The 26270-nt window shown below is 42.1% G+C and carries 23 protein-coding genes and 1 riboswitch; of the genes, 22 read left to right on the top strand and 1 reads right to left on the bottom strand.

Going from position 1 to position 26270, the window contains the following annotated elements; all coding sequences use genetic code 11:
* Nucleotides 1–894: 894 nt before the first annotated feature.
* The 19 genes from LJE11_RS15645 to LJE11_RS15555 all read left to right on the top strand — a co-directional run bounded on the left by LJE11_RS15645 (nucleotide 895) and on the right by LJE11_RS15555 (nucleotide 21690).
* Nucleotides 895–2280, top strand: a complete 1386-nt coding sequence (locus LJE11_RS15645) for a sodium-dependent transporter (RefSeq protein WP_173698145.1) — start codon at nucleotides 895–897, stop codon at nucleotides 2278–2280.
* 33 nt (nucleotides 2281–2313) lie between these two features.
* On the top strand, nucleotides 2314–2499 hold the full coding sequence (locus tag LJE11_RS15640) for a 4Fe-4S dicluster domain-containing protein (RefSeq protein WP_255656197.1): 186 nt from the start codon (nucleotides 2314–2316) through the stop codon (nucleotides 2497–2499).
* 36 nt (nucleotides 2500–2535) lie between these two features.
* Nucleotides 2536–3174, top strand: a complete 639-nt coding sequence (gene thiE / locus LJE11_RS15635) for a thiamine phosphate synthase (RefSeq protein WP_008705937.1) — start codon at nucleotides 2536–2538, stop codon at nucleotides 3172–3174.
* Nucleotides 3175–3196: 22 nt separating this feature from the next.
* Nucleotides 3197–4006, top strand: coding sequence for a bifunctional hydroxymethylpyrimidine kinase/phosphomethylpyrimidine kinase (thiD, locus tag LJE11_RS15630; protein ID WP_118670430.1), 810 nt, complete (start codon nucleotides 3197–3199; stop codon nucleotides 4004–4006).
* An 8-nt stretch (nucleotides 4007–4014) separates the two neighbouring features.
* On the top strand, nucleotides 4015–4881 hold the full coding sequence (locus LJE11_RS15625; RefSeq protein ID WP_022380059.1) for a patatin-like phospholipase family protein: 867 nt from the start codon (nucleotides 4015–4017) through the stop codon (nucleotides 4879–4881).
* Nucleotides 4882–5210: 329 nt separating this feature from the next.
* The gene (locus LJE11_RS15620; protein ID WP_173745054.1) at nucleotides 5211–5582 is read left to right on the top strand and encodes a GntR family transcriptional regulator; all 372 of its coding nucleotides are present in this window, start codon (nucleotides 5211–5213) and stop codon (nucleotides 5580–5582) included.
* Nucleotides 5583–5585: 3 nt separating this feature from the next.
* Nucleotides 5586–6431: an ABC transporter ATP-binding protein gene (locus LJE11_RS15615; protein WP_055060400.1), complete on the top strand. Its 846-nt coding sequence runs from the start codon at nucleotides 5586–5588 to the stop codon at nucleotides 6429–6431.
* Complete coding sequence (locus LJE11_RS15610) at nucleotides 6428–7078, top strand: ABC-2 transporter permease (protein ID WP_055060401.1); 651 nt, start codon at nucleotides 6428–6430, stop codon at nucleotides 7076–7078. Before LJE11_RS15615 ends, LJE11_RS15610 begins: the two co-directional genes overlap by 4 nt.
* 74 nt (nucleotides 7079–7152) lie before the next feature.
* A riboswitch (cobalamin riboswitch) is annotated at nucleotides 7153–7432 on the top strand.
* 115 nt (nucleotides 7433–7547) lie between these two features.
* A complete protein-coding gene (locus tag LJE11_RS15605; RefSeq protein ID WP_020993459.1) occupies nucleotides 7548–8672 on the top strand; it encodes an ABC transporter substrate-binding protein in 1125 nt (374 codons plus the stop codon).
* A gap of 14 nt (nucleotides 8673–8686) precedes the next feature.
* A complete protein-coding gene (locus tag LJE11_RS15600) occupies nucleotides 8687–9772 on the top strand; it encodes a FecCD family ABC transporter permease (protein WP_226852954.1) in 1086 nt (361 codons plus the stop codon).
* A complete protein-coding gene (locus LJE11_RS15595) occupies nucleotides 9772–10527 on the top strand; it encodes an ABC transporter ATP-binding protein (protein WP_118521784.1) in 756 nt (251 codons plus the stop codon). Before LJE11_RS15600 ends, LJE11_RS15595 begins: the two co-directional genes overlap by 1 nt.
* A gap of 189 nt (nucleotides 10528–10716) precedes the next feature.
* Nucleotides 10717–11070 (top strand): CGGC domain-containing protein, encoded by a 354-nt coding sequence (locus LJE11_RS15590; protein WP_118633733.1) that lies wholly within the window; start codon nucleotides 10717–10719, stop codon nucleotides 11068–11070.
* Nucleotides 11071–11449: 379 nt separating this feature from the next.
* Nucleotides 11450–12391 (top strand): hypothetical protein, encoded by a 942-nt coding sequence (locus LJE11_RS15585; RefSeq protein WP_008705918.1) that lies wholly within the window; start codon nucleotides 11450–11452, stop codon nucleotides 12389–12391.
* A 230-nt stretch (nucleotides 12392–12621) separates the two neighbouring features.
* Nucleotides 12622–15327, top strand: a complete 2706-nt coding sequence (locus LJE11_RS15580; protein ID WP_227296199.1) for a translation factor GTPase family protein — start codon at nucleotides 12622–12624, stop codon at nucleotides 15325–15327.
* 15 nt (nucleotides 15328–15342) lie between these two features.
* Nucleotides 15343–15843, top strand: a complete 501-nt coding sequence (gene greA, locus LJE11_RS15575) for a transcription elongation factor GreA (protein ID WP_008705914.1) — start codon at nucleotides 15343–15345, stop codon at nucleotides 15841–15843.
* Nucleotides 15844–16115: 272 nt separating this feature from the next.
* Nucleotides 16116–17885, top strand: a complete 1770-nt coding sequence (locus tag LJE11_RS15570) for a Na/Pi cotransporter family protein (protein ID WP_008705912.1) — start codon at nucleotides 16116–16118, stop codon at nucleotides 17883–17885.
* 298 nt (nucleotides 17886–18183) lie between these two features.
* Nucleotides 18184–18852, top strand: a complete 669-nt coding sequence (locus tag LJE11_RS15565; protein ID WP_025580682.1) for a winged helix-turn-helix domain-containing protein — start codon at nucleotides 18184–18186, stop codon at nucleotides 18850–18852.
* Nucleotides 18853–18884: 32 nt separating this feature from the next.
* Nucleotides 18885–20228 carry a sensor histidine kinase gene (locus LJE11_RS15560; protein WP_144136793.1) on the top strand — a complete coding sequence of 448 codons (1344 nt, stop codon included), beginning with the start codon at nucleotides 18885–18887 and terminating at the stop codon, nucleotides 20226–20228.
* A gap of 193 nt (nucleotides 20229–20421) precedes the next feature.
* Nucleotides 20422–21690: an ABC transporter substrate-binding protein gene (locus tag LJE11_RS15555; protein ID WP_227296197.1), complete on the top strand. Its 1269-nt coding sequence runs from the start codon at nucleotides 20422–20424 to the stop codon at nucleotides 21688–21690.
* A gap of 40 nt (nucleotides 21691–21730) precedes the next feature.
* Here the strand turns inward: LJE11_RS15555 and LJE11_RS15550 are convergent, their stop codons facing one another.
* Nucleotides 21731–22630, bottom strand: a complete 900-nt coding sequence (locus tag LJE11_RS15550) for a helix-turn-helix domain-containing protein (RefSeq protein ID WP_020993456.1) — start codon at nucleotides 22628–22630, stop codon at nucleotides 21731–21733.
* A 259-nt stretch (nucleotides 22631–22889) separates the two neighbouring features.
* Between LJE11_RS15550 and LJE11_RS15545 the strand changes: the two genes are divergently transcribed.
* The 3 genes from LJE11_RS15545 to LJE11_RS15535 all read left to right on the top strand — a co-directional run bounded on the left by LJE11_RS15545 (nucleotide 22890) and on the right by LJE11_RS15535 (nucleotide 26178).
* The gene (locus tag LJE11_RS15545) at nucleotides 22890–24134 is read left to right on the top strand and encodes an ABC transporter substrate-binding protein (protein ID WP_025580678.1); all 1245 of its coding nucleotides are present in this window, start codon (nucleotides 22890–22892) and stop codon (nucleotides 24132–24134) included.
* 246 nt (nucleotides 24135–24380) lie between these two features.
* Nucleotides 24381–25286: a carbohydrate ABC transporter permease gene (locus LJE11_RS15540; protein WP_025580677.1), complete on the top strand. Its 906-nt coding sequence runs from the start codon at nucleotides 24381–24383 to the stop codon at nucleotides 25284–25286.
* Nucleotides 25287–25299: 13 nt separating this feature from the next.
* The gene (locus LJE11_RS15535) at nucleotides 25300–26178 is read left to right on the top strand and encodes a carbohydrate ABC transporter permease (RefSeq protein ID WP_008705900.1); all 879 of its coding nucleotides are present in this window, start codon (nucleotides 25300–25302) and stop codon (nucleotides 26176–26178) included.
* Nucleotides 26179–26270: the final 92 nt, after the last annotated feature.

Genomic DNA, 26270 nt, shown 5'->3' with positions numbered 1-26270 from the left:
TCAGTATCCTATTTTCATTATAGGCTGAGATAAGCTTTCATGATTCGTTGACAATCGAATAGACAGCACAACAGGTACATAACCCATGTATGAGCGAATATGAAACGCCGCGAAGATGGAGCAGTCAGGGAGGTGATGAAAAGACTTCTTCGGAGCAATCTACGATTTCATAAAACGGATTGTGGCAGATTCGGCGCGATGACTGCATGGGGGCTTAAAGATACTTCCTCACGGCCCGCCAAAGACTTGGGGGGAACCCTGCGGCACACTTACATTACCAATCTTCTCTATGCTGGTGTTGATCCAAAGACCGTCCAATACGTTACTGTGAACGAAGTGAACAGTAACCAAAAGTTTGACTTGATTCGAAAAAGTATATTGAGTATATTGCAAACAAAAAATGCATATGATATAATGCCAGTAGGCAAAATGATAAGGTTAAATTCATTTATAACACAGCAAAAGCCCCAGAGTTGCGACCTCTGAGGCTTTTTTATTCCGTTTGGGCAGGGTGGCTTATTCCCCTAGGCTGGCTACCAGCTGTTATTTTCTATCCAACCATTTGCAAATGTAGTAGGCGATTACACTTGCCAAGATAGAAAGCATAAATGATAAGATCATATCCATTTACAACACACCCCCTTTCTGCACCTGTCTAGGGGTGGTAGCTCAACTATTATATCATAGAACAATGCGTACAGAAAGACTATACTTGAAATATATACTGGGATAGTGGTGTGTGAACAGTAACAAATATGTTACAATTAAGTCTGTAATTATTATTAGTCTTTGACATTCCCGCATCTTTTTGATACTATAGAATCAGTAAAAAACTAGCAGACCTCCCATGGGAGAAATCCTATGGGAGGTTTTTGTAACGAGGTGAGGTGTATAATGAAAAAAGAAAACAATTCTGCACATAACCATAACAGAGGAAGCTTTTCCGGAAGGATTGGTTATGTGCTGGCAGTTGCAGGTTCTGCAGTAGGACTGGGAAATATCTGGAGATTTCCATATCTTGCAGCGAAATATGGAGGCGGAATTTTCCTGCTGATCTATATTCTTCTGACTGCATCATTTGGTTATGTGCTGATCATGTCAGAAACAGCTCTTGGACGAATGACCAGAAAGAGTCCGGTAGGTGCATTTGAGCATTTTGGAAAAACGAAATCATTCAAAATCGGCGGATGGTTAAATGCAGTGATTCCAATGCTGATTGTTCCTTACTACAGTACGATTGGCGGATGGGTAATTAAGTACCTTGTGGAATATTTCAAAGGAAATGTCCAGGCAGTAGCGGAAGACGGATATTTTGGAAACTTTATTTCCGACTCCTGGCAGGTGGAACTCTGGTTTCTGGTATTTGCGGCGCTTGTATTCATCATCATTCTCGGTGGTGTACAGAACGGTGTAGAGAGAATGTCAAAGATCATGATGCCGGTTCTGGTAGTTTTGGCAGTCGTGGTTACAATCTATTCTGTCACACGTCCGGGTGCTGTTGAAGGTGTGAAATATTTCCTGATCCCGAATGTGAAAAATTTCTCCTGGATGACAGTAGTAGCAGCGATGGGACAGATGTTTTATTCTTTGTCCATTGCAATGGGAATCCTGTATACTTACGGTTCCTATGTCCGTAAAGATATGGATATCGAGAGATCTACCACACAGGTTGAGGTTTTCGATACAGGTATCGCAATCCTTGCAGGTCTGATGATCATCCCGGCGGTATTTTCATTTTCCGGTGGAAATCCTGAAACACTTCAGGCAGGACCATCTCTGATGTTTATCACATTGCCAAAAGTATTTGCAAGTATGGGATTTGGTACTGCAACAGGAATCGTATTCTTCATACTTGTATTACTTGCAGCCCTGACAAGTGCAGTTTCCCTGATGGAAACCAGTGTTTCCACATTCATGGATGAACTTCACTGGAGCCGTAAGAAATGCTGCGGTCTGATGGTCGTGATCATGATTGTACTTGGAACCGCATCTTCCATGGGATATGGACTTCTGGATTTCATTCGTATCTTTGGAATGAACTTCCTTGACTTCTTCGATTTTATAACAAACTCAGTAATGATGCCGCTGGCAGCACTTGCAACCTGTATTCTGATTCTTCGTGTTGTTGGTATTGATGGAATGGTAAAAGAAATTGAACAGTCTTCTCCATTCCGCAGAAAGAAACTGTACAGAGTATTTATCAAATACTTTGCACCGATTTGTCTGATCATTATTTTGCTGAGTTCTATTGCAAATGTTTTGGGAATTATCAGTATGTAAAAAATATATGACTCTTTTTACAAAGAATGCAGCATGGATCAACTGCAAGACAAGAGAAGAAGCAACTGCACAGTTCACCAGGAAGAATGGCTGGTAGGCAAACATGGTAGGAAATCTGCCAATGAATGTGTGAAATGTGGTAAGTGCGAAGAAGTATGTCCGCAACACATTAAGATCAGAGATGAGCTGGAGAAAATTGCAGCAGAACTTTTGGAGTAAATTGCTATAGATAAGAGTAGAAAAGAGGAGTGAAACATGAAATTCGATAAAGAGAAAATGCGCTTATACGCAATAACGGACCGTCACTGGCTTAATGGGCGGAGCCTTAAGGAAGTGGTAAAGGAGAGTCTGGATGGAGGCGTAACCTTTCTGCAGCTCAGAGATAAAAATTCAGATGATGAAACTTTCCTGCAGGAAGCAGCTGAACTTCAGGAATTATGCAGAGATTATAAGGTACCTCTGATCATAAATGACAATGTGGAAATTGCTTTGAAGATGAATGCAGATGGTGTTCATGTAGGGCAGAGTGATATGGAAGCAGGTGCTGTGCGTGAGAAACTTGGACCGGATAAAATCCTGGGAGTTTCGGCACGAACGGTAGAGCAGGCATTGCTTGCACAGGAGCGTGGTGCAGATTATCTGGGGGTGGGTGCAGTATTTGCAACCGGTTCAAAAGCAGATGCGGCAGAACTTCCCCATGAAACACTGAAGGCAATCTGTGAAGCGGTATCTATCCCTGTGGTGGCAATCGGAGGGATCACAGCAGAAAATATATCTCAGCTAAAGGGAACAGGGATTTGCGGTGTGGCAGTGATCAGTGCCATTTATGCTCAGAATAACATTAAAGAAGCAGCAGAAGAACTGAAAGAGGCAGTAGATAAGATTGTATTATAGAAGAAATGAGAGGAAGACAATTATGAGAACTGCACTGACGATCGCAGGAAGTGATTCCAGCGGAGGCGCCGGAATCCAGGCAGATATTAAGACAATGATCACAAATGGTGTATATGCAATGAGTGCCATTACCGCATTAACTGCACAGAATACAACCGGTGTACAGGCAATATTAAATGTAACACCGGAATTTCTGGGGCAGGAACTGGATTCTGTTTTTCAGGATATTTATCCGGGTGCGGTAAAAATCGGAATGGTATCAGATAAAGATCTGATTCATGTAATAGCAGAGAAACTGAAACAATATAAAGCGGAAAACATTGTTGTGGATCCTGTTATGGTTGCAACAAGCGGTGCCAAGCTGATCAGTGATGATGCAGTGGAGATATTGAAGCAGGAACTGTTTCCACTGGCTGATGTGCTTACTCCGAATATTCCGGAGGCAGAGGTTCTGGTTGAAATGTCAGTGACCAATGCAGAGGAAATGATAGAGGCTGCCGGAAAGATTTCTGAGACATATCATTGTGCAGTACTTTGCAAAGGCGGACACAGCATTAATGATGCAAATGATCTGCTTTACTATGATGGAAAATATTGCTGGTTTGAAGGAAAGCGTATCGATAATCCAAACACACATGGAACAGGCTGTACGTTGAGCAGTGCCATTGCTTCCAATCTTGCAAAGGGATATGACCTGCAGACTGCTGTAAAACGTTCCAAACAGTATATTTCAGGAGCACTGGCGGCAATGCTTGACCTGGGAAAGGGAAGTGGCCCTATGGATCATGGATTTGCAATCCGAAATGAATATGTGAAAGAAAGTGAAAAGTGAGAATAGCTATGGAAGACAATAAAAAGAAAGGCCTCGGAATGGTTCTGGAAGGTGGAGGTATGCGGGGACTGTATACAGCCGGAGTTCTGGATGAGCTGATGGAGCAGGGGATTTATGCAGATTCTACAGTTGGCGTTTCCGCCGGTGCAATTTTTGGATGTAATTATAAGTCCCGCCAGATTGGACGAACCCTTCGTTATAATACCAGATTCTGCAAGGATAAACGATATATGGGATTGAAAAGCTGGATCACTACCGGCGATCTTTACAGCAAAGATTTTGCATATGGGGAGGTGCCCTGGAAGCTGGATGTTTTTGACACAGAGACATTTGCCAGATCACCCATGAAGTTTACGGTTGTATGTACAGATATTGAAACAGGAAAACCCTGCTATCAGGAATGCAGAATGGGAGACAGGCTGGATGTGGAATGGATGCGCGCATCAGCTTCCCTGCCACTGGCCGCCAGACCGGTAAAGCTGAATGGAAGAATGTATCTGGACGGAGGCATCTCAGATCCGATACCTGTAAACTGGATGCTTTCACAGGGGTATGAGAAAAATGTGGTAGTCTGTACCCGTCATCCGGGATACAGAAAAGAACATAATAAGCTGATGCCACTGCTCAGACTGAAGTTCAGGGAGTATCCGGAGCTTGTAAAGCTTCTGGATGAACGTCATATTCAGTATAATCGTATGCTGGATAAAATCGCATATCTGGAAAAAGAGGGCAGGATCCATGTTATCCGCCCGGACAGAGACATCAGTGCAAAACCGGTTGAGCGTGATCCCGCCCATTTAAAGGAGATTTATGAGGTGGGACGGAGAGTGATGAAAGCTGATATGGAGAAACTGAAGGCGTATTTGGCAGAGTAAAAACAGAGAAAAAACCATTACATAAAAACAAATTAAAAACAATTCTTTAACCGAATTAAGTGAGTTCCCTGCAGAGCAGTTATTCGGTGTAGAGATACGTAGCAATGTGGATTAAGAATCTGATAAGAAGAAAGATAGATTTGGAAAATTTTATAACCGAATCCATCTTTCTTTTTGTCTGTAAAAATGTTTTTAGTCTGAAAATCGAAGTGAGAATCAGTGAACAGGGGGAGGCAGACTCGTTTGATAAAATATAATGTATAACAGTATAAAACAGTTGACAACAGTTATGCACTGTTATATACTGTTTATAGATGGAGGAGAAACATATGCATATAATAATCAATAATTCATCCATGGTACCTATTTATGAACAGATCATAGACCAGATTAAGTCTGAGATTATCAGAGGAGAGTTACAGCCGGACACTGTATTACCTTCAGTACGCAGTTTGTCAAAGGAACTGAAGATCAGTGCCCTGACTGTGAAGAAAGCCTACGACAATCTGGAAGAAGAGGGATTTACCGTTACTGTTCATGGAAAAGGAACCTACGTTGCAGCCACAAATAAAAACCTGATGAGGGAAGAACAGCTCAAAGAAGTAGAACATGATCTGGAGCAGGCAATCATGAAGGGCAGAAGATGTGGACTGAACGATGAGGAAATCAGAAATCTTTTTGAAATGATCATGGAGGACTAAGACATGTTGAAAATCAGTCATTTGCAGAAACATTACAGAGGTTTTTCGCTGGACTGTTCTATGGAAGTACAGCCTGGGATGATTACAGGACTTATTGGAAGAAATGGTTCCGGGAAATCCACCACATTTAAAGCTCTGCTCGGCCTGATTCATCCGGATGGCGGAGAGATAGAGGTCTTTGGGAAAAAGGCAGAAGAGCTTAAGCCGGAGGATAAGCAGAAACTGGGAGTTGTTTTTGCAGATTCAGGCTTCAGTATGTATCTGACAGCAGCGGGCGTGGCAAATATCATGAAAAGCATATATCCGGATTTTGACAGAGATGAATTTCTGCAGCAGTGCAGGAGATTCAATCTGCCCACAGACAAGAAAATCAAAGAATTTTCCACTGGTATGAAAGCAAAGTTTAAAGTACTGGCAGCATTAAGCCATAAGGCAGAACTGCTGATTCTGGATGAGCCCACAGTTGGTCTGGATGTGATAGCCAGGGATGAAGTGCTGAACATGCTGAGAGAATATATGGAAGAAAATGAAAGCAGTTCTATTCTGATCAGTTCACATATTTCATCAGATCTGGAGAGTCTTTGTGACGATTTTTATATGATCCATGCCGGAAAAATTATCCTTCATGAGGATACAGATGTACTGCTGTCAGATTATGCAGTTCTTAAAGTTTCAGAAGAAGAGTATGAAAAACTGGATCAGCAATACCTTATTAAGATCCGGAAAGAGGCTTATGGATACAGGTGTCTGACAAACCAGAAACAATTTTATATGGAAAATTATCCGGATGTTGTAATTGAGAATGGAAAGATTGATGATCTGGTAGTGATGATGGAGGAACAGGTATGAAGGGATTATTTGTAAAGGATATAGAACTGATGAAACAGCAGAAACAGTTTTTTATCCTGGTTGTTGTAATGGAAGTCATCCTGAATCTGGCAGGAAGCGGGAGTGTCAGTTTTGCTACAGGATATTTTACGATTGTCACAGCAATTTTTGCCATTACGACTATAAGTTATGATGAGTTTGATAATGGTCTTGCGTTTCTTATGACCTTGCCGGTTACCAGAAAACAGTATGTGGCGGAAAAATATCTGCTGGGAGCAGGGCTTACGGCTGTAGCGTGGGGAATTGCAACGATAACGGGAGTAATCTGCAAAGGTGTGGCAGAACTTCAGGGGTGTCTGAGTGAGACTATCATTGGCAGCCTGATAGACATTCCACTGGCACTTCTTATGCTGGCGGTATCGCTCCCGCTTGTAATACATTTTGGAGCGGAAAAAGGACGTTATATTGCAATGGTCATGTGGGCTATTATATTTGCCGTAGTTTATATTCTGATAAAAACAATGGGACTTTCAGCAGACGCAGTCGATGCATGGCTGAATGGACTGAACCGGGGAATGGTATTGGCCGGAGTTGTATTATTTACAGTAATTGTATATATGGGATCTTTTTGGATTGGTGTCCGGCTTATGGAGAAGAAAGAATTCTGATGTGTATCGAATATGGTTGTAATTATAAAAGCAGTGTGCTAAAATTATATCAGCGTAATTGAATAGCTGTTAAGTGAACATTATCATACACAGATTTTGTGTATGATAATGTGAGAGGGAATCAGGTGAAATGCCTGAACGGTTGCGGCCACTGTATACAGAAAAAAGCGGGATTGTAATATGTCATTGCATAAATATGTGAGAAGGCGGAATCCGGCTGTCAGAGAGTATCTGGAAATATTTCTGATACAACATTCATGAACTGCTGAAGCATGGATGTTGTATCAGTTTTTATTTTATGGGAACTTTCTGTGATCTGTGAGTCAGGAAACCTGCCTGACAGCGTAAAGAAGGAGCTTCCGTAAAAAGTATCCGTTATTCTTATCACTTCTATTTTACTTTTTCTGAAGTCCCATCTTTTCGGTTACACGAACAGGTAAATAACATATACGAAAAGAGAGGAAGTCAAATGAAAAACAGGTATTTATCCACAAGAATCATGGCAATTATGATGGCAGCAGCTATGGCAGTTTCCGCAGCTCCGGCAGCTTTTGCAGCAGAGAGAGCAGACTCTGAGACAATCAAAGAGGACAATCAGCCGGCAGCAGATGCAGACTCTGATACACAGGAAGATGCAGACGCACAGGATTCAGCAGATGCAGATAAGACAGCAGACGCAGAAGGTACAAAGACAGAATATCCTCTGACCATCACAACCTATGATTATGATGGAAATGAAATCGAAACAACCTATGAAAAGGCACCGGAGAAAGTTCTTGCTGTATATCAGGGAAGCATTGAAACCATGCTTGCACTTGGTCTGGAAGACCGCCTGGTAGCTACAGCAGGTCTTGACAATGAAGTTCCGGATGAACTTAAAGATGCATTTTCAAAAACAAATTATCTTGATGAATTTACCCCATCCCTTGAGACTGTAACGATGTTGGAGCCAGACATGATCTTATCCTGGAGCTCCCTGTTTTCTGATAAAAATCTCGGAAATGTAACAGACTGGATCGACAAAGGCTGCAACACTTATTACAACACAAACACACGCCCTGACGGAGACAGAACTCTGGAAAATGAATTTACAGACATCTTAAATCTTGGAAAGATTTTTGATGTACAGGACAAAGCACAGGCAATCGTAGATGATGCAAAGGCAGTGATCGATAAAACTCTTACAGCAACAGCAGATGTAGAAGAGAAACCAAGCGTAATGGTTCTGGAACCTCTTGGAGAAGATATCACAAACTATGGTGCAAAGAGCCTTGGTGGAGATATGGTAACACAACTGGGTGCGACTCTGGCAAACCCGGATGCTTCTACAGCAGGAAAAGAAGATATCATTGCAGCAAACCCTGATGTGATTTTTGTTGTATACATGCCATATGCAGGTGATGATCCGGAAACTGTAAAAGAAAGCCAGCTTGCCGTTATCAAGGATGACGAAGCACTTCAGAGCCTTGACGCTGTAAAGAACGGTCGTGTTTATCCGATCATGCTCAGTGAAATGTACGCAAGTGCAACACGTACACAGGATGGTATTGAAACTTTCGCAAAAGGATTATATCCGGATGTGAATCTTGACTGATTGAGGACATAACAGTGAAAGAACAGGTTTCACAGACAAAAAAAGGCAGTGTGCTCAGGACATCCATGTATGTGGCAGTTCTTATCGGGCTTGCGGCATTTCTGATTTTTTCCATTCTTGCAGCAATCACTTTTGGAAATGCAGATCTGTCACTGAAAGATGTTTACAGTGTCATTGCATATAAATTGTTTCATATCAAAAGCCTGTCCGCCTATGCAGAAGGCGCAGTTCACGATGTTGTGTGGCTGATCCGGCTGCCCAGAGTCCTGCTGGCTCTGGCAGTTGGAATGGCTCTTTCCGTCTGTGGCGTAGTTATGCAGGCGATTGTCCAGAACCCACTGGCAGATCCGTATGTACTTGGTATTTCATCCGGTGCATCCCTTGGTGCAACACTGGCGATCATGCTTGGAGTTGGTGGATTTCTCGGTGGAAACTCAGTTGGTGTTCCTGCATTTATTGGTGCAATGGTCACTTCTTTTGCAGTAATTGCCATTGCAAACATGGGCGGAAAAGCTACTTCTGCCAAACTGATCCTTGCCGGAATGGCCGTCAGTGCGGTATGTTCTGCTTTTTCCAATTTTGTTATCTATATCACCAATGACAAAAATGCAGCAACAGAAGTAATGAAGTGGATGATGGGAAGCCTTGCAGGCGCAAGCTGGAGCAGAGTAGGTGTAATGCTTCCTGTTACATTGATCTGTGTAATTATTTTCTGGACGCAATATCGTAATCTGAATCTGATGCTGTTAGGAGATGATGTATCGATCACACTGGGAACTGATTTGCACAGGCTGAGAACTTTTTATTTGATCGTTGCTTCTGTAATGATCGGGTTTGCAGTATATTGTGCAGGTGTGATCGGCTTTGTAGGACTTGTGATCCCTCATGTGATCAGAATCCTTTTTGGAACAGACCACAGAAGATTATTGCCATTAAGTGCACTGCTTGGTGCATCGTTCTTGATCTGGTGTGATGTGGCATGTCGTGTGATCCTGAAGAATTCTGAGATGCCGATCGGTGTGTTGGTATCCATTATCGGTGCTCCGTGCTTTATTTATCTGCTTGTGCGGAAATCCTATGGATTTGGAGGTAGTAAGTAATGAAGATCACTACAGAAGATATTCAGGTTGGATTTCACGCCAGACAGATACTGAAGGGAATTTCCATAGAGTCAAAGGATAAGGAACTGGTAGGGATCATCGGACCAAACGGAAGCGGAAAATCTACATTATTAAAATGCATCTACCGTATCCTGAAGCCAGATGCAGGTGCCGTTTATCTGGACGGCGAAGAACTCCATTCCATGAGCGTAAAAAGCTCCGCCAGAAAAATGGCAGTTGTGGCACAGCACAATTACTACAACTTTGATTTTACCGTACGGGAAGTCGTGTTGATGGGACGTGCACCTCATAAGAAAGCATTGGAACGGGATAATGCAAAAGATTACCGGATTGTTGAAGAAGCACTGAAAACGGTACAGATGGATGCATTTGCGGATCGCACATTTTCTACGCTGTCAGGTGGAGAGCAGCAGAGGGTTATTCTGGCAAGAGCACTTGCACAGCAGACACCTGCACTGATCCTTGATGAGCCGACTAACCATCTGGATATCACACATCAGATCATGCTGATGGAACTGGTAAAGAAACTTAACGTAACTGTAATATCAGCTATCCATGACCTGAATATTGCGGCGGCATACTGCGATAAGATTTATGTATTGAAAGATGGTGTGCTGGAAGGATATGGAACTCCACAGGAAGTACTCACTCCGGAGCTGATCAAAAGGATTTACCGGGTAGATTCGGAAGTGGTAAATGACAGCCGCGGGAAGATGCATATTTTATTTTTATAATATGATATCAGGGTCAAAAGGTCAGAAAGTCGTTCGTGCTTGCACGATAAGACTTTGGAGCTTGGGACTCGTCAAACATGAGAAAGTAGCAATTTACATAGTAAATCAGAGGATTTCGAATGTTTGAGTATTGACAGGCCAGAGTCAGGAAAATTTTTGACTCTGGCCTGCTATATATGGAGGAAAAAGATGAATAAGATAGGAATTTTGACGTGTATTCATTCTAATAATGTATGCGCCAGAGTTGGATGCCTGGCAGCATTTCAGAACAGAACCGATTTCTTTCAGGATTATCCGGAAGATACCTGTCTGGCAGCAATGATGACCTGTAACGAATGCAAAGGCGTCAACCCGATAGAACCCATAGAAGACAAAGGAATCCTGGAAAAGATAGACAGACTGGTCAGTGAAAAAATCAGTACCATCCACGTAGGTGTCTGTCGTCTCCCGGATGGAAAGCATGAATGTCCAAGGATGACACAGATCTGCAATATGATAGAAGAACGTGGAATCAAAGTAGTCAGAGGGACACATAAGGAATAAAAAAGTTTCCATACGTTACTGTTCACTCCGTTCACAGTAACGTAGCCAAAATTCATTCCAGATTGCCTGCGGCAATGGAATTTTGGCATATTCATGCCAAAACACCTCGCAGAATAGTGGTGTGTGAACAGTAACTCCCATATAATTTATAAAATAAAAAGAATATAAAATGCCTTGAAAATAAGAGTAAGTAATGCTAACATAAGTATAAAGCATATTTCTCTTATATTTCAAGGCATTTTTGCCGTCTGATTATTCTAATCTCAATTCAGAAATCCATGCTTTTAATTCCAGTTAATTATGAAAAGCAGGAGCTGAGAAGTGATAAGAATAGCACAAAATGTTCTTTGACTCCTGCGGAAAACAGGAGGTATTGCCAATGGCAAAAAGAAAGAACAAAAAAATTATTGTGAAAAGAAACCGATTGAAAGGCAACACAGCAACTGCAAACCGTAAGTACAAAGATACAGTCTTCCGTATGCTGTTTTCAGACAGAAAGAATCTGTTGTCGCTGTATAATGCAATCAATGAAACTTCTTATACAGATGCTGCTCAATTAGAGATTGTGACACTTGAGAACGCAATCTATATGGGAATGAAGAATGATCTGGCGTTTATTATAAATACGAATCTGTTTCTGTATGAACATCAGTCTACGTATAACCCGAACATGCCTTTGAGAGACTTATTCTACATTTCCAGCGAATATCAGAAAATGGTGGATTGGAAGTCCTTGTATACCTCAACAAGACTGAGAATACCCACACCGAATTTTATCGTATTTTATAATGGAACAGAGAAAAAAGAAGATAGGTGGGTAGATTATCTGTCAGAATCGTATGAAAATATGTCAGGAGAACCAAATCTTGAACTAAAGGTCATCACATTAAATATCAATGTAGGGCATAATAAAAAACTAATGGAAGAATGCCGGACGCTAAGAGAATATGCTCAGTATGTTGATAAAGTACGCAGATATTCTAATGAAATGGAACTGAATACGGCAGTAGAACGTGCAGTGAGCGAAAGCATTCAGGAGGGAATTCTCAAAGAATTTCTGCAAAAGAATCGAGCGGAGGTAGTTGCTATGAGTATATTTGAATACAATGAGGAAGAGGAAAAAAGGAAACTCAGGAAAGCTGAGTACGAAGCTGGAAAAAATGATGGGATAAAGATTGGACGAGAAGAGGAAAAACGTAAAATTGCAAATTCCCTTTTTAAAGAGGGAGATTCAATTGAAAAGGTAGCCAGGATTCTTTGCGAAAGTGAAGAAACTATCAGAGGATGGGTAAATGAAAAAATGGATATAAAGGTGGAGTAAGACATATAAAGAAAGCTATGGTGTTATCGATTAAAGTAGAACCATATTGGAATGTAAAGAATACTGCGCTCAATGCGTTCAATGCCGGATCACTTATTAAAGTAGAACCATATTGGAATTATATAGATTCTTATGTTAAAATAGTTCTTTAATTGATACAAACGATTAATTTTATTTAAGCCAATACTTATATATCAATTCATAAAGAAAAAGGAGCTTTTAAATATACTATGGAGAAACTTGTTGTAGGTATCCTTGCGCACGTAGATGCCGGTAAGACTACGTTGTCGGAAGGGATTTTGTATTTGACTGGAAAGATTCGTAAGCTGGGGCGGGTGGATCATAAGGATGCTTATCTGGACACCTATAACCTGGAACGGGAACGAGGAATTACGATTTTTTCCAAGCAGGCGGAGTTTGAACTGGGAAACAGGGGGATAACTCTTCTGGATACGCCGGGGCATGTGGATTTCTCGGCGGAGATGGAGAGAACACTGCAGGTTCTGGATTATGCCATCCTTGTAATCAATGGAGCGGATGGTGTGCAGGGACATACCATGACCTTATGGAGACTTCTGGCAAGATACCAGATCCCGACGTTCCTGTTTATCAATAAAATGGATCAGGACGGAACTGATAAAGAGAAACTTTTGGCAGAATTAAAGAAGCGATTAAGTGATAATTGCGTTGATTTCACCTGGGAAAAATCAGATCTGCAGTCTCAGTTTCTGGAAGATATTTCCGTCTGCGATGAAGAACTGCTTGAAAAATATCTGGAAACAGAGGAAATATCAACATCAGATATCCGAAAAGTAATCAAAGAGCGAAAACTTTTCCCATGTTTCTTTGGCTCTGCGCTAAAAATGACAGGTGTAGAAGAATTTCTCCATGGTTTGGAAAAATACTGCGAGACACCGACATATCCATCTGAGTTCGGGGCAAAAGTATTCAAGATTGCCAGAGACGATCAGGGCAATCGTTTAAGCTATATGAAAATCACAGGTGGAACATTGAAGGTGAAGGAACTTCTCACAGATACAGAGAAAGCGGATCAGATCCGTATCTATTCCGGTGCGAAATTTGAGCTTGCAAAGGAAGCTCCTGCAGGAACTATCTGTGCAGTGACCGGCCTTTCCCAGACACATCCGGGACAGGGATTTGGGATTGAACGGGAATCTGAGATGCCGGTTCTGGAACCTGTATTAAATTACAGAATTCTGCTTCCTGAGGACTGTGATGTTCACCAGATGCTTAAGAAACTCAAAGAGTTGGAAGAGGAGGAACCGGAACTTCACATTGTATGGAACGAACAGCTTGGAGAAATCCATGCCATGCTGATGGGTGAGGTTCAGATCGAGATATTAAAGCATCTGATCTGGGAGCGTTTCCATGTAGCAGTAGAGTTTGGCACAGGAAATATCGTATATAAAGAAACAATCGCAGAGCCGGTAGAAGGTGTAGGCCATTTTGAACCGCTGCGTCATTATGCAGAAGTACACTTGCTTCTGGAACCCGGAGAACCGGGAAGCGGTCTGCAGTTTTTTACTGCATGCAGTGAGGATGTGCTGGACCGTAACTGGCAGCGTCTGATTCTGACTCATCTGGAAGAACGGGAGCACCCGGGAGTACTGACCGGTTCTCCGATTACGGATATGCAGATTACACTGATCACAGGGCGAGCTCATCTGAAACATACAGAGGGCGGCGATTTCCGGCAGGCGACGTACAGGGCTGTGCGTCAGGGATTAAAGAAAGCAAAGAGTGTCCTGCTTGAGCCATATTATGAGTTCAGACTTGAGATTCCGGGGGATATGATAGGGCGTGCTATGACTGACATTCAGAAAATGAATGGAACCTTCCAGCAGCCGGAAGCGGATGAGGATGATATGATGATATTGAAGGGGAGTGCACCTGTATCAATGATGCGAGATTATCAGACACAGGTAACCTCCTATACAAAGGGACGGGGCAGATTATTCTGTTCATTGAAGGGCTATGCCCCATGTCAGAATCAGGATGAAATTGTAGAGGAGATTGGATATGATTCCGAACGTGACCTGGACAATCCCACGGGTTCTGTATTCTGTGCTCATGGAGCTGGATTTGTGGTGCCATGGTATGAAGTAGAGGATTATATGCACTTAGAAGGGATTGACGAGTCTGAACTGGGGAATGCCATACCGGATAGTGAAGAAAGTATAGCAGGAAACAGGAACAGTAACAATCAGACAGATTCAGGTTATCGTCCACCCAGGAATGCCGGCGTAGGAAGCTATGAGGATGAAGAAGAGCTGAAAGCCATTTTCGAGCGCACATTCGGACCGGTCAAGCGTTACAAAGAACCACAGTTTAAGAGAACATTTTCTGCAAAATCTGACAGCGGCAGCTATTACCGCAACAGTTTTTCTGCTAAGAAGAAAGAAAAAGAATATCTCCTTGTAGATGGCTATAACATCATCTATGCCTGGGAAGATTTAAAAGAGCTGGCAGATGCAAACCTCCATGCAGCTCAGACAAAACTGATGGATATTCTGAGCAACTATCAGGGCTTTAAGAAATGTACGTTAATTCTTGTATTTGATGCTTACAAGATAGAGGGCCATGCAGAGGAAGTGATCACCTATCATAACATTCATGTAGTTTACACCAAAGAAGCTGAGACAGCGGATCAGTACATTGAGAAAACGGTTCATAAGATTGGCCGGGAAAATCAGGTAACGGTAGCAACATCCGATGGACTGGAGCAGATCATCATCATGGGACAGGGTGCCCACCGTATGTCTGCCAGAGGTCTTCGGGACGAAATAAAAGCTACAGAAAATCAGATCCGCCAGCAATGGCATGAGAAACGTCAGAGCAGTAAAAATTATCTGATCGACAATATTTCTGATGAAATGGCACAATATATGAAAGAGAAACGACTTGGAAAACAGTAAAAGGGAGATGCAGTCATGAAAGAAAAGCTTACACAGAAGGATGTTGAGAAAATCCAGCAGGAGATTGACCATCGCAAGCTGGTTGTACGAAAAGAGGCAATCGAAGCTGTAAAAGAAGCAAGAGCCCAGGGGGATCTGAGTGAGAACTTTGAGTATTATGCGGCAAAGAAGCACAAAAACCAGAATGAAAGCCGCATCCGCTACCTTGAGAATATGCTGAAAACAGCAACCATTGTTTCTGATGATTCCAAAGACGATGAAGTTGGAATGGATGATATTGTAGAGGTATATTTCGAGGAAGACGATGAGATTGAGAAATATAAGTTGGTAACTTCCATCAGAGGAAACTCCATGGAAAACCGTATCAGCATTGAATCTCCCATTGGTATGGCATTAAAAGGTCATAAGGTTGGAGACAGAGTGGAAGTAAAGGTAAATGATAACTACAGTTACTTCCTGGAAATCCGTTCTATTGATAAGACTGGTTCCGAGGATGAAGAAATCCGCGGATTCTGATAATAATACTGTCGAAATACAGGATCCGGATTGATAAAAGAACTATTGTAAGAGATGAACACCGGTTAGTGTCATATCTCCGGCAATGGTTCTTTTTATTTTTATATCAAAAATACGGATGGATTTATGGGAACTTTACACAGAATGAATATGATGACTGGAAATTTTACATGGATTTAACATTCTCATGGGGATGATTTTACAAAGCATGGTTATGATGGGAAACAAGTTAAATAACCATATACTTATGAAAAGGGAAAAGGAGAATAATCATGGATTTATTCAGTATATTAACATTGATCGGAGGCCTTGCATTATTTTTGTATGGTATGAATGCAATGGGAGATGGCCTTGCGAAGGTTTCCGGCGGAAAGCTGGAGAAGATTCTTGAAAATCTTACTTCAAATCCGATAAAAGCAGTGCTTTTGGGAGCAGGAGTAACAGCAGTGATCCAGTCATCTTCAGCTACGACTGTTATGGTAGTAGGTTTTGTAAATTCAGGGATCATGAAATTATCACAGGCAGTAGGAGTGATCATGGGTGCCAATATTGGTACTACGATCACCTCCTGGATCTTAAGCCTGACAGGAATACAGAGTGATAATTTTATTATTCAGATGTTTAAACCAACATCATTTTCCCCTGTGCTTGCGATCATTGGTGTGATCTTCATTCTGTTTATCAATGATTCAAAGAAAAAAGATATCGGAACAATTTTTATAGGTTTTGCAATCCTGATGTACGGTATGGATATGATGAGTTCTGCTGTAAAACCTCTTGCAGAAGTGCCGGAATTTACAAACCTGTTACTTAAATTCTCAAATCCGTTGTTAGGTGTTATAGCAGGTGCCCTTCTTACTGCAGTGATCCAGTCATCTTCTGCATCTGTAGGTATTCTGCAGGCCCTGTGTCTTACAGGTGCAGTACCGTTCAGTGCAGCAATCCCGATCATTATGGGACAGAACATCGGAACCTGTATTACTGCAATCCTTTCTGCAATCGGAGCCAAGAAGAATGCAAAACGTGCAGCAGCAGTACATCTGTATTTCAATCTGATCGGTACGGTTATCTTTATGACTGTATTCTATCTTATAAATGCAGTTGTTGGATTTTCTTTCTTCCATCAGGCAGCAACACCGGCAGGAATTGCTGTTATCCACAGTGTATTTAATGTTACTGCAACGATCATTCTCCTTCCTTTTGCAAAGGGACTGGAGAAACTTGCCTGTCTTACAATCCGGGACAAAAAAGAGGATGTTGTTGTTTCAGCAGAGGACAGAGAGTTTATGATTCTGGAGCCTCGTTTCCTGGAGAAACCGGCATTTGCAGTAGAGCAGAGCCGCAATGCAGCAAGAAAAATGGCAGAAGAATCCCACAATGCACTGTTTACAGCACTGAGTCTGGTGGATAAATACAGTGAAGAAGGCGTAGAACGTGTGGAAAACATGGAATCCAAGGTTGACCGCTATGAAGATGAACTGGGAACTTATCTGGTGAAGCTGAGCCACAAAGATATCTCAGAAGCAGACAGTCACAGTCTTTCCATTATGCTTCACTGTATCGGGGATTTTGAACGTATTTCCGACCATGCTGTAAATATTATGGAATCAGCACAGGAGCTTTATGAAAAAGGACTGAAATTTTCCGAAAATGCAAAGAAAGATCTGGAAGTGCTGGGACAGGCAGTAGAAGATATCGTAAATACGGCATATGAAGTTTTTGACAAACAGGATATGAAGCTTGCGGAGAAAATTGAACCACTGGAAGAAGTGATTGATGAACTTTCCAAAGAAGTAAAACGTCGTCATGTACAGAGACTGAGAAACGGTGAATGTACAATAGAGATGGGATTTATCCTTTCGGATATTACAACCTGTCTGGAACGTGTGGCAGACCATTGTTCCAATATTGGAGTCTGTGTGACGCAGGTGAATGAAGATCTGTATGATACTCACAGTCATCTGAATATCGTCAAGAGCCATCCGGACGAAACATTTTATCATGAACTGGAAGACGCACGAATCAAATATCAGCTTTCATAATAATAAACAGGTAGATGACAAAATTCCATTGCCGCAGGCAAGTTGGAATGAATTTTGGCAACGTTACTGAGAACGAAGTGAACAGTAACGGATGATGTTATCCGCATGATCAGGAAATCCGGGCACTCTGAAGTATCTGAGAGAGATATTTCAGAGAAAATGGCCGGATTTTTGCTTTAAAGAAATGAAGCAGATGCCGGATATTTACTTGTACAGGGATAAAAAAATAAGTATACTGAAAAAAGAAATACACTTGTGACGACAAAGCAGGTGATAAATAAAGGGGAGGCAAAGCAGAATGATCTATTGTGTAGAAGATGAGCGGAATATCAGGGAGCTTCTTATTTATACACTGGAAACAACAGGATTTAAAGCCAGGGGGTTTGGCAATGGCAATGAACTGATGAAAGCGCTGAAAGAAGAGATACCGGAGCTGATCCTGCTGGATATCATGCTTCCGGGAGATGATGGCTATACCATTCTGGAACAGCTGAAAAGTATGCCATCTGTAAAGGATGTGCCGGTAATTATGGTTACTGCAAAAGAAGCGGAATTTGACAAAGTAAAAGGTCTGGAAGGCGGAGCGGATGATTACATTACCAAGCCTTTCGGTATGATGGAATTTGTTGCCAGAGTAAAAGCAGTTCTCAGACGAAGTGCCCGTCAGAATGAAGACAAGGAACTGCATTACGACGAGCTTTATCTGAATGTAGGACGTCATGAGGTGCATTACCGGGAAGAAAAGGTCGATCTTACCCGAAAAGAATTTGAACTTCTTCAGTATCTGCTGGAGAATAAAGGACTTGTTATGACAAGAAATCAGATCCTCTGCCATGTATGGGGATATGACTTTGACGGTGAAACCAGAACTGTGGATGTCCATGTGAGAACCCTGCGTCAGAAACTTGGAGAGGCAGGAAATCTGATCGAAACGGTCCGGGGTGTAGGATACAGAATCGGCGCATAACAGATAAAACAGGCGAAAACAGGAGTGGAAAAATGAAGCATAAAATATTCAGTCACACCAGTTTACTTATTATTTTATCCGTAATACTTACATTCCTGGCAGCAGGAACTGTCATGTATAACAGATATGATATTTATATGAAACAGGGTGTCAGAGATGAAGCCGCATATATTAAAACAGGTCTGGAAGAAGACGGAGACGTTTTTCTCTCAGACAGGGTCGGAGACGCCACCAGCAGCAGGATCACTCTTCTGGGAAAAGATGGTCAGGTGTTGTTTGACAGTATTGAGAATCCGGAAGAAATGGAAAATCACAGTAACAGACCGGAATTTATTGAAGCTGAGAAGCAGGGATCCGGTGAGATGGTCCGCTATTCAGACACCTTATCAAAACAGACGTTTTACTATGCTGTAAAATTAAAGGATGATCAGGTTCTGCGAGTAGCCAGAACTACAGACAGTCTTCTGGTAACAATGTTAACCAGCTTTCTTCTGCTTGGCGGACTGGTATGCGTGATCCTTGTAATTGAACTTTTTCTTGTGCAGAAACAGACCAGAAAGCTGATAGAGCCTATCAACCGGATTGATCTGGAACATCCTCTGGAGCATGTATGCTACGAAGAATTAAGGCCATTGCTTTTTCGTCTGGATCAGCAGAACAGACAGATTCAGAAACAGCTGGAAGATCTTAAGAATGCAGAGAGTGCAAGAAAAGAGTTTACGGCAAATGTTTCCCATGAATTGAAAACTCCTCTTATGTCAATCTCCGGATATGCGGAGCTTATGATGAATGGAATGGTACCGCCGGACAAGATGCAGGATTTTTCCGGCAGGATTTTTCATGAGTCCGAGCGTTTATCAAATCTGGTTGCAGATATCATTCAGCTTTCCAGACTGGATGAGAAGAACGGAGAAACTATGTTTGAACAGGTTGATATCGGAGAGCTTGGGGAAGATGTGATCAACAATCTGCAGAACAGGGCAGTAAAGAAAAAGATTAATCTGGAATATACAGGCGGACCTGCACAGATGCAGGGAGTACGCCATGTATTATATGAAATGTTCTACAATATTACAGATAATGCTATCCGCTATACCCCGGATGGTGGAGATGTAAAGGTTTTTGTGGGAAAACTCAATGGGAAACCGTATTTTCGTGTGGAAGATAACGGAATAGGTATTCCGGAAAGCGAACAGCAGAGAATCTTCGAGCGTTTTTACAGAGTGGACAAGAGCCATTCTCGTGAAACCGGAGGTACAGGCCTGGGGCTTTCTATTGTAAAACATGGCGCAGTTTTGCATCATGCGAAGATTCTTCTGGACAGTGAGCCGGGTAAGGGAACGAAGATGGAAATCCTGTTTGATCAGACTAAGTAAAGCTCCTGTGAAGCAGTTATTCGGTGTAGTGAAGCGGATGATTTTGTCTGGTGTTGAAAAGAGAGTGGACAGTATCCGACATGGTTGTTAGAAATGTATAAATTTTGGGGATTGACAGACAAGTGATTATTGGAGAAAATAAAATCAGACAGTTATCCATGTAAAAGCAGGTACAATGGAGGGTATTTTCAGTATGGAAAAATGGAGAAGCATTGCAGCGGGTATGAGCTGTTTGTCAATGCTGTTCGCAACAGGAGCGGTTACTGTATCAGCATCAGATGAAATCACAGAAATTCCGGAACAGAGTATTGTATACTGGTCCATGTGGGAAGAAGATGAACCACAGGCAGATGTGATCAGAGAAGCAGCAGAAGCTTATGAAGAAGCAACAGGTATTTCTGTAGAGATTCAGTGGAAGGGCAGAGGAATCCGGTCTCTGATAGAACCTGCCCTGGATGCCGGAGAACAGATTGACCTTTTTGATGATGATTATCAGAGGATGGCTCAGGAACACAGGGATTATCTGGCAGAATTAAAAGGAATGGCAGATACTGTGGATTATGAGAAGCATATTATGCCGGTACTGTTGGAGCAGGTGAAGAACTGGGGAAGTGGAGAACTGCTTGCAATGCCGTATCAGCCTTATATCACAGGCGTCTGGTATAATAAGGATTTATGGGAAGAGGCTGGACTTACAGAACAGGATATCCCGGATACCTGGGAGAAACTGATCAGAGTATGCCGTAAGATTAAAAACAGTGACAGTGGCCTTAGTGCCATGACCTGCGATGAAGAGTATGTGAATCTTCTGTATGGATATCAGCTTGCCAGATATCTTGGACAGGAGAAAGTGCAGCAGCTGATCCGTAACTGTATCTGGTCACAGATTCCACAGGCAAAAGAGGCGGCAGATGATATCAGAATTTTGTTTTTTGCGGGATATATGAGTCAGAGTGCACCGGCACAGCATCCGGAAGGTCAGGATGAAGTGGGAGATGGCGAGGCAGTCATGGTGCTGCAGGGCTCCTGGGTTCCGAATGAAGTGACAGAAGCTACAGAATCTGATGATTCCTGGGGATTTTTTCCATGGCCTGCAGTAAAGGCCGGAACAGACGGCACAGAAGGTGTTATGGTGGGAGCACAGGGATTTGGAGTCACAAAGGATTCGCAGATGAAGCAGGAAGCTTTTGACTTTGCATATTCCATCTGTACCGGGGAAACAGATATGAAAATGACAGATGCGGTTAATTCCATCCCGGCAGATACGGACAATACACAATGGCCGGAAGTGCTGGCAGATGCAGTACCGTATATGAAAGAGATGTCAAAGCCGTACATGTGGGCTGCAGGTCTGGAGGCAGATCCGGATTATAAAGAACAGATACAAAGCGAACTTCTGAAGCTTACAAGATTAGAAGAAACATCGGATGAATTTATAGAGAATCTCAGCAATATGAAATAAGAAAAAGGCTGTTCAACATTATGAAAATATTGGTCTGGTATTACTGGCGCTCTCGTTCTGAGAGCGCCTTTATTGATGTGATATATTCTGTGGGTGTCATTCCGGAAATTTTTTTAAACTGTCTGGAAAAGTAATGGATGGAAGAGTATCCCAGAAATTCTGAAATCTGCGTAAAGTTCATCTGGTTCTCGCGGATCAGTTGTCTGGCATAGGCGATCTTTAACCGGGAAAAGAAATCCATGGCGCCGCACTGATGCTGTTCCTGAAATATTTTCTGAAGCTGGGAGCGTCCGATCATATTGTCATGGCACAGATCGCAGAGTGTAATATTTTCCCGGATGTGGTCTTCCATATAAGCAATGACGCGCTTATAGACAGCGGAATTATTTTTCAGATTCACAAATTGGCTGACAGGTACAGTCATGGGAGGAGAAGAATTTCTCCGGATCATGTAGATCAGCATCTGCTCAAGGTAAATACGGATAAGCTGCTGAGAACCAAACAAAAAATCTTCTTTCTTTTCCATCTTTTCTGTATAAGGATCATCCAGAGGGGTTTTGATACAGCGGCGTGCCTCGGCAATCAGCATTCCCATGAGATTTCTCTCAGAATCAGAAAGTTTCAGCAATTTTTTCTCAAAGAATTTCATACATGGAGAATCGCATTCAAAAGAAACTACCACAATATTAGGTGCGGTATTTCCTATGGCAATAAGGTTATGAAATTCATTTGGTCTGTGAAAGATGAGCTGTCCGCTTGTCAGATGGTAGATACCGTTATCTGTCTCTATTTCTGCCTTTCCCTTATCTACACATTGAAATTCCCAGAAATTATGGCGTTCTCCTGCAAAGTGAAAATCACTTTTGTATTCAAAATAGTGGATTGTATAAATCCGGTCAATATGAATATCTTCTTCCAGATACATACTCTCAAAAGCCATTACTGCCACCTCCCTCAGCCTGTCCGAAAACTGCAATATGGTTGTTGTGTACAAGTATACAACAAAAATAGATGAAAAACCAGTTAAAAATGAATTTTTGTACAAAAGAAATGGACGTTTGTGCAAATACTATTTGTGCAAAAATGATAAAATAAGAACTACCAAAAGAAATAATTGTTGAAATTCAACAAAAGAGCGAAAAGAGAGAAAAAGAAGACAAAATGTCAAAACTGACCAAGGAGGAAAAAAGGTTATGGGTATGAAGAAAAAGATGCTTAGTGCAACATTATGTGCGGTTATGGTTGGTTCACTTGCAGCACCGGCTTTCACTGTTCAGGCAGCAGATGATACATTAGTTTACTGGTCAATGTGGGAAGCTACAGAGCCACAGGGACAGGTGATTCAGGAAGCAGTTGACGCTTATACAGAACAGACAGGAGTTAAGGTAGACCTTCAGTTTAAGGGACGTACCGGAAACCGTGAAGCACTTCAGCCTGCACTGGACGGCGGCACACAGATTGATATTTTTGACGAAGATATCGACCGTGTAAACGGAATGTACGGTAAATATCTTCTGGATCTGGAAGACCTTGCGAAAGAGAATGACTATGAAGCAACTGCAAATGCAGGTCTGATGGCAGCATGCCGTGATGCCGGCGGCGGTACATTAAAAACAATTCCATATCAGCCAAACGTATTTGCTTTCTTCTATAACAAAGATCTGTTTGAGCAGGCAGGAATCACAGAAGAACCGAAGACATGGGATGAATTCAAAGATGTATGCCAGAAATTAAAAGATGCAGGAATCACACCAATGACTATGGATGATGCCTATGCAACATGTGTGATCGGATATCATCTTGCAAGACTGGTTGGCGAAGATAAAGTAAAAGAGATCGTAACTGAAGGTGAATGGGATGATCCTGCAGTTCTTCAGATGGCACAGGATATCGAAGAACTTGCATCTAACGGATATTATTCAGAGATGGTTGGTTCCAACGTATGGCCTGCAGGTCAGAACACAGAGCTTGCACTTGGAACAGCTGCAATGTATCTGAATGGCTCCTGGTTACCAAACGAAGTAAAAGAGATGGCAGGTCCTGACTTCCACTGGGGATGCTTCGCATATCCGGCACTTACAGACGGAGCAAACGGAATCGAAACAAACAACTTTGGTGCACAGGTATTTGGTATTAACAAAGATACAAAACTTGCAAAAGAAGCTTTTGATCTGATCACATTCCTTACAAAAGGTGAATACGACCAGAAACTTGCAGATGAAACTGTAGGTATCCCGGCTGATACAACAAACACAGAATGGCCGGCAATGGTTGAGTGTGCAAAACCTGTTATTGAGCAGAGCACAAACCGTTTCACATGGGCATGCGGTGTAGAATCCAACGTAGATATGACTCCGGTTATCAAAGAAAACTTCATCAAATTAATGGCAGGTTCCATTACAGCAGATGAATTTGTTTCCACTATGCAGGACGCAGCGAAATAAATAAAGAATTTATAGAGATGGTGGCATCGTATCTACGCTGCCGCCATCTGTCTTTTTGAATATCCGGGTTTCAAAGGCAAAAAGTCGTTCGTGCTTGCGCGATAAGACTTTTAGACTTGGAAACCGCCAGACATGAGGAAGTAGCGATTTACGAAGTAAATCAGCGGATTCCGAATGGCTGGAGGATTGCGGGAGCGAAGCGTAGCAATCCGTAGATATGGTATAACTTACAGAGGAGGTATTTATTTGAAGAAGAATAAAACGATGATCGTTGTATTTCTGACTCCGGCAGTTCTGCTGTTTCTGGGAATCTTTCTGTATCCGATCATCAGAACAGTGATCATGAGCTTTTTCAAGATCGACGGAGTTACAGATTCCATGGATTTATGGAAATTTGTAGGATTTGGCAACTATACAAAGCTGATGAGTACCAGCTTATTTAAGACTTCATTTTTTAACCTGTTTCGTATCTGGCTGATCGGCGGTCTGGTGGTAATGAGCCTGTCTCTTTTATTTGCAGTTATTCTTACCAGTGGAATCAGAGGAAAGAAATTTTTCCGCGCGATCATTTATATGCCAAATATTGTCAGTGCAGTAGCGCTTGCTACTATGTGGCTACAGTATGTATACAGTCCAAGATATGGCTTGTTGAAAGATCTTTTTACAGCACTGCATCTGGACAATCTGGCAAAGATTCAGTTCCTGGATAATGACCACAAATTCTGGGCACTGTTGTTTGCATATTGTTTTGGAATGGTTGGATACCATATGTTAATCTGGCTCAGCGGTATTGAGCGTATCAGCCCTGAATATTATGAGGCGGCAACCATTGACGGAGCGACCAAACCGGCACAGTTCCGTTACATGACACTTCCATTGTTAAAGGGAGTATTTAAGACAAACATTACCATGTGGTCTGTAAGCAGTGTAGGCTTTTTTGTATGGTCACAGCTTTTCTCCACAGTAACTGCAGACACACAGACAATTACCCCTTATGTTTATATGTATATGCAGATTTTTGGCGGCGGCAATACAGTTACAGAACGAAATGCAGGTCTGGGAGCTGCCATTGGTGTACTGCTCAGTGTCTGCGTAGTCATTGTATTTACAATCTGTAACAGAGTGATCAAAGATGATGATCTGGAATTCTAAGGAGGGATGAGAAATGGCAAAAGAAAAAGAGGCACGCAGACCCTTTAATCTGAAAAAAGAAGTCAAACTCCTGCCGGGATACATCATTCTGCTGCTCTGGGTAATCTTTACCATTGCGCTTCTGGGATGGGTATTCGGGGCAAGTTTTTCAACAACAGCAGAAATCTTCCAGGGAAAAGCCCTGAAGTTTGAGTCCGGGTTACATTTTGAAAACTATGCAAAAGCATGGAACGGTGCCGGAGTTGCAGGATTCTTCGGAAACTCTCTGATTTATTCAGTGATTTCCTGCACAATTCTGGTCCTGGTGTGTGCACCTGCAGCTTATGTACTGTCCAGATTTGATTTTATTGCAAATAAATTCATCCAGACCAGCTTCGTATCTGCCATGGGTGTTCCGGCAATCATGGTTGTTCTTCCTCTTTTCAGTATTATTTCCGGTATGGGAATCCTGAATAATGTGGCTGCAGGAAGAACTGTACTGATCATATTGTATGTAGGAATTAATGTACCTTATACGACCATTTTCCTGCTTACATTTTTCAGCAATATTTCCAGAACCTATGAGGAAGCGGCAGCAATCGACGGATGCCCTCCCATGCGTACTTTCTGGAAAATCATGTTTCCCATGGCACAGTCAGGAATCGTAACAGTAACAATCTTTAACTTTATTAATATCTGGAACGAGTATTTCCTGTCACTGATCTTCGCAAGCTCGGATAAGCTGAAACCTGTTGCACCCGGACTTTATGGAATGATCAACTCCATGAAATATACAGGTGACTGGGCCGGAATGTTTGCAGCAGTGATCATTGTATTCCTGCCGACATTTATTCTGTATATTTTCCTGTCTGAGAAGATCATCGGTGGTGTTACCGGTGGCATTAAGGGATAATATTAGAGGACAGCAGGACAATAACAATTGTTTGCGATGTTACTGTTCACACACCACTATCCCGCGAGGTGTTTTGGCATGAATATGCCAAA

Source organism: Blautia sp. DFI.1.216 (genome assembly GCF_020594215.1).
GTDB lineage: Bacteria > Bacillota > Clostridia > Lachnospirales > Lachnospiraceae > Blautia_A > Blautia_A wexlerae.
Note: the sequence above shows the minus strand (reverse complement) of the source record. Positions and strands in the feature narration are given on the sequence as shown.

Coding starts and splice junctions, on each gene's coding strand:
- LJE11_RS15595 (WP_118521784.1), top strand. CDS start 9,772: ATGAAGATCACTACAGAAGATATTCAGGTTGGATTTCACGCCAGACAG.
- LJE11_RS15555 (WP_227296197.1), top strand. CDS start 20,422: ATGGAAAAATGGAGAAGCATTGCAGCGGGTATGAGCTGTTTGTCAATG.
- LJE11_RS15590 (WP_118633733.1), top strand. CDS start 10,717: ATGAATAAGATAGGAATTTTGACGTGTATTCATTCTAATAATGTATGC.
- LJE11_RS15550 (WP_020993456.1), bottom strand. CDS start 22,630: ATGGCTTTTGAGAGTATGTATCTGGAAGAAGATATTCATATTGACCGG.
- LJE11_RS15640 (WP_255656197.1), top strand. CDS start 2,314: ATGGATCAACTGCAAGACAAGAGAAGAAGCAACTGCACAGTTCACCAG.
- LJE11_RS15625 (WP_022380059.1), top strand. CDS start 4,015: ATGGAAGACAATAAAAAGAAAGGCCTCGGAATGGTTCTGGAAGGTGGA.
- LJE11_RS15620 (WP_173745054.1), top strand. CDS start 5,211: ATGCATATAATAATCAATAATTCATCCATGGTACCTATTTATGAACAG.
- greA (WP_008705914.1), top strand. CDS start 15,343: ATGAAAGAAAAGCTTACACAGAAGGATGTTGAGAAAATCCAGCAGGAG.
- LJE11_RS15605 (WP_020993459.1), top strand. CDS start 7,548: ATGAAAAACAGGTATTTATCCACAAGAATCATGGCAATTATGATGGCA.
- LJE11_RS15645 (WP_173698145.1), top strand. CDS start 895: ATGAAAAAAGAAAACAATTCTGCACATAACCATAACAGAGGAAGCTTT.
- LJE11_RS15585 (WP_008705918.1), top strand. CDS start 11,450: ATGGCAAAAAGAAAGAACAAAAAAATTATTGTGAAAAGAAACCGATTG.
- LJE11_RS15580 (WP_227296199.1), top strand. CDS start 12,622: ATGGAGAAACTTGTTGTAGGTATCCTTGCGCACGTAGATGCCGGTAAG.
- LJE11_RS15570 (WP_008705912.1), top strand. CDS start 16,116: ATGGATTTATTCAGTATATTAACATTGATCGGAGGCCTTGCATTATTT.
- LJE11_RS15545 (WP_025580678.1), top strand. CDS start 22,890: ATGAAGAAAAAGATGCTTAGTGCAACATTATGTGCGGTTATGGTTGGT.
- LJE11_RS15610 (WP_055060401.1), top strand. CDS start 6,428: ATGAAGGGATTATTTGTAAAGGATATAGAACTGATGAAACAGCAGAAA.
- LJE11_RS15535 (WP_008705900.1), top strand. CDS start 25,300: ATGGCAAAAGAAAAAGAGGCACGCAGACCCTTTAATCTGAAAAAAGAA.
- LJE11_RS15560 (WP_144136793.1), top strand. CDS start 18,885: ATGAAGCATAAAATATTCAGTCACACCAGTTTACTTATTATTTTATCC.
- thiD (WP_118670430.1), top strand. CDS start 3,197: ATGAGAACTGCACTGACGATCGCAGGAAGTGATTCCAGCGGAGGCGCC.
- LJE11_RS15615 (WP_055060400.1), top strand. CDS start 5,586: ATGTTGAAAATCAGTCATTTGCAGAAACATTACAGAGGTTTTTCGCTG.
- thiE (WP_008705937.1), top strand. CDS start 2,536: ATGAAATTCGATAAAGAGAAAATGCGCTTATACGCAATAACGGACCGT.
- LJE11_RS15565 (WP_025580682.1), top strand. CDS start 18,184: ATGATCTATTGTGTAGAAGATGAGCGGAATATCAGGGAGCTTCTTATT.